Source organism: Edaphobacter aggregans DSM 19364, assembly GCF_000745965.1.
Lineage (GTDB): Bacteria > Acidobacteriota > Terriglobia > Terriglobales > Acidobacteriaceae > Edaphobacter > Edaphobacter aggregans.
In genome coordinates, this window is sequence record NZ_JQKI01000274.1 from 1 (window position 1) to 3156 (window position 3156).

Below are 3156 nucleotides of genomic sequence, written 5' to 3' on the forward strand. Positions count from 1 at the left end.
GCAGTGCAAACCGCCACAAGATCACCATCAAGTGGAAGTTCACAAGGAAGCTGGCACGCCTGAAACTGAACTACTCATTCAAGCGGTCACAGTACCTAGTGCAGCCGCTTGCACCTGGCTAGGTCCAGCGCGGGCAAGCGAAATTCGGGCGTGTCCACCTGAAGCTGGACGTAGCTCCTGATCGCCTCGCGGCTGGCGGGGTTGATGCTCTCATCAACCTGCAGCCTCTCGAGCACACGCTGTTTCCATTCCTGCACATTCCAGGTTGGGTCCTCCACAGGGCCGTGCTCGGGCACCATGAACACGCCGAGATCGAGTCATCCGTCCTGCAGTTGTGCCGCGTTACCGTGATGCCCTCGGCCCTGTTGGTGATGTCGAATTCCAGATAGAGTTGATCGGCCACCGCCGGCGCCCGCTCCTGCTTCGGGACGTCGGGGATCGTAGATCCAGAGCTGCCCGTCCCTCAAGCCCGTGCCTTTGCAAAATCCTCGTTTACTCCGAGCCGGATATTCTGCGGCCGCCCATATCGAGAAGTTCCAACGCAGGGACAACTGATCGGAACCAACCTCACACCCCTAACGGTGCCACGTTATACGCACGTGCCAGATCGTTGATGCCGTTCCGAAGGGTTGCCCACAGTCTAGCCACGTCGCTCCCGTACTTCCCTCTGGCGACAACTTGGTTGATCCTGCGACCGTCGTCGACCACACGTTCGACCTGAGCCTTCGTTTCTATCCATTTCTCGGTGGCGTCGAACTTGCGTCGTAGCCTGTTTGTGGAACTGTTCAGATTGCCTAGGGCATCGTCCAACTCGTCCTTGCCTGCTTGAGCAGTTGCCTTTCTTGCTTCGGTATTTGCCGTACCTCGGCGGCCCGACGCACGGCCGCTCTGTTGGGCTGTCGAGGTTGCATTTCTTGCGTTGTCACCACGACGTTCCAGGTAATTCCTGAACTCGTCCACGCCGTCCTCCACCCGGCGGATCTTTTCCGCGACAAGCGCCTTGGTCATCGTCTGCGCGGCAATGGGGATCGAAACCGCAAAGATCGCACAACAACACAGCGCAGTCGCGCCGATTTTCCTGAGGTTCATATTCGGCTCCATGTTGATTCGGCTTTCCATGTCATCTTACCTCGGTGTGGCAGGCTCAGCGGGTAACCGTACGCGATTTCCAAACCTGGCTTTAGCCAGGCGTCATCTGCAGGCCAGCTCAGTGGCCGATAGGCTTCGCCTGTGGAGAGCACAGCCCAGGCCATGCGTGCCAACTTATTGGCAACACCACACCGGCGACGTTGTAGTGGGTACGCGCTGTAAGCTGTGCCAACCATGCACTCAGGCCGGGAGACTGCTTGTCTCGACACTGCAGGACGGCGCGTGCACCCTGTACAAACCGCCTTCGCAAGTAAGAGCTCCCGCGCTTGCTGATGCCGAGCAGCTTTTGCTTGCCGCCGGTTGAGTGCTCGCGCGGAACTAACCCAATCCAGGCTGCGAACTGCCTGCACTTGCGAAAGGCCGCTCCATTACCGATGGCTGCGACGAGGAGTCGCATCCAGCCGTCGACAGACTTCGCTCTCCTGTGCGGTCTTCTGAACCAGCGCATCGGCTTCTTGGAGCCGTATGGCCAACTGATCCAGTTCCAGCTTCAGTTGCGCCAGCAGCAAGCGCACCGCGCCCGACAGCTTGCTCGTGCCGTCTTCCAGAGTCCCTGGCAACGCTGCATCCAAATGGCATCGTCCCTTCCGCAGAGTAATGCCTCGCTCCAGTAACAAGCCGCGAATCTGGTTGACCACTGCAGTACGACGCATCACCCAGCGCTCGCGCACCGATGCAGAGACTGGAGATCCAACTGATCATCGGTCTTAATCGGCACGAAACGCATCGTGGGTCGACCCACGGCCTCTGCAATCGCCTCGGCGTGATGTAGTAACTCTTGTTCGTCTTCACGTATGGCTTCACATACTGCGCCGGAATCAGCCCGAACTTCATGCCCTTGTTCTCGCAGCGCACGGCCGAGAAAATGGGAGCCGCCGCAGGCTTCCATGCCGATCAACTGGACCTGCCGGTCGCCGTGAAGCGCAACAACTGCAGTCGCGAGAACTTCTTGCGCACCACTACTTCGCCGCGCAGGTTGAGACCAACAAGATGAAACACCGTCTTGCCAAGGTCGATGCCGATCGTGTGTAGTTCCATGGGACGCCTCCCCGTGTGCCTCTTATACCTGGCCGGGTAAAGGCGGCGGCCCATCCCATTTTTATCGGATTGGATAAGAGCAGCCGACATCCCAACATCAATTCTTGGGACGGATGGCCAAACCAAAGTCGCGCTCCATGCGCCGGTACCAGGTGTCGTCCTCGGCGCCATGCAGAATCCACCCCATCCAACATCTGCATGCTCTATGACATCGCCTTGTTGCGGTCTTTACGGCAGCCCACGGAATCAATTAGACTCCGCGGCATCAATTTCGAGGAGGTCAATGGTGCTATGAAGCAAACTATCCGGTTCGCTGTTGCAGTACTCTGTCTCTCTTTGTTGTCGGTCGCCACCGCAGTGGCACAAGACCAATACACCGAAGGGGGAGTCACTCGGGTCACGTTGATCCGAATATTGCCCGGACATTTCAACGCGTTCATGGACGACTTAAAGGCTAATGTCAAACCGATCTGGGACGCGGAAAAGAAGGCGGGGTTGATTGAAAACTACAGCATCTTCCTGAACACTACGAGAGCCAATCCAGAAGACTGGGACATTGGCTTCACCCTCAGCTATAAGAACTTCGCGGCCCTCGACGGCCTCGCACAAAAAGTTCTCGATCTCCGTATGAAGCAGTATGGCGACAAGAGCAAGGAGCAGCAGGTGATCGACAAGCGTGTGCAAAATGCACGATTAGTCGCTAGTATCCTGACACGCGACATTACCTTGAAGTAGCTGGCCAGGTCCTGGCGGCGTTTCCGTTCTCAGGGATGCGCCGCCATTTTCTGTGAGTTGCATTACCTCGGACGCCGTAACGCACACCGATGTAGGCAAGCCGAAAATGTCGTCACCTTGTCTTTGGCGGTTCCTCCCAGATGACGGGCATCCATGTAAGTCTTTGTCAAGAGAAAAGCACGAAATCTTCTGGGCGCGCTCGGGAGAGCGCGCTTTCGTCTGATCAGAATCCGT

General features: G+C 57.4%; 6 protein-coding genes. 1 reads left to right on the forward strand and 5 read right to left on the reverse strand.

Going from position 1 to position 3156, the window contains the following annotated elements:
- Positions 1 to 95: 95 nt before the first annotated feature.
- From Q363_RS31030 to Q363_RS45080, 5 genes are all read right to left on the reverse strand, one after another.
- Entirely contained in the window at positions 96 to 299 is a 204-nt protein-coding gene (locus tag Q363_RS31030) for a hypothetical protein (protein WP_035358509.1), read from the reverse strand.
- Between the two features lie 268 nt (positions 300 to 567).
- Positions 568 to 1119: a hypothetical protein gene (locus Q363_RS31035; RefSeq protein WP_169747206.1), complete on the reverse strand. Its 552-nt coding sequence runs from the start codon at positions 1117 to 1119 to the stop codon at positions 568 to 570.
- A gap of 88 nt (positions 1120 to 1207) precedes the next feature.
- Positions 1208 to 1546 (reverse strand): transposase, encoded by a 339-nt coding sequence (locus Q363_RS45070; protein ID WP_245632592.1) that lies wholly within the window; start codon positions 1544 to 1546, stop codon positions 1208 to 1210.
- On the reverse strand, positions 1518 to 1802 hold the full coding sequence (locus tag Q363_RS45075; RefSeq protein WP_245632593.1) for a hypothetical protein: 285 nt from the start codon (positions 1800 to 1802) through the stop codon (positions 1518 to 1520). The genes Q363_RS45070 and Q363_RS45075 overlap by 29 nt, the downstream gene beginning before the upstream one ends.
- A 241-nt stretch (positions 1803 to 2043) precedes the next feature.
- Positions 2044 to 2187 carry a hypothetical protein gene (locus Q363_RS45080; protein WP_245632594.1) on the reverse strand — a complete coding sequence of 48 codons (144 nt, stop codon included), beginning with the start codon at positions 2185 to 2187 and terminating at the stop codon, positions 2044 to 2046.
- Positions 2188 to 2478: 291 nt separating this feature from the next.
- On the opposite strand from Q363_RS45080, the gene Q363_RS31045 reads away from it, so the two are divergent.
- Positions 2479 to 2922, forward strand: a complete 444-nt coding sequence (locus Q363_RS31045) for a hypothetical protein (protein ID WP_157468019.1) — start codon at positions 2479 to 2481, stop codon at positions 2920 to 2922.
- Positions 2923 to 3156: the final 234 nt, after the last annotated feature.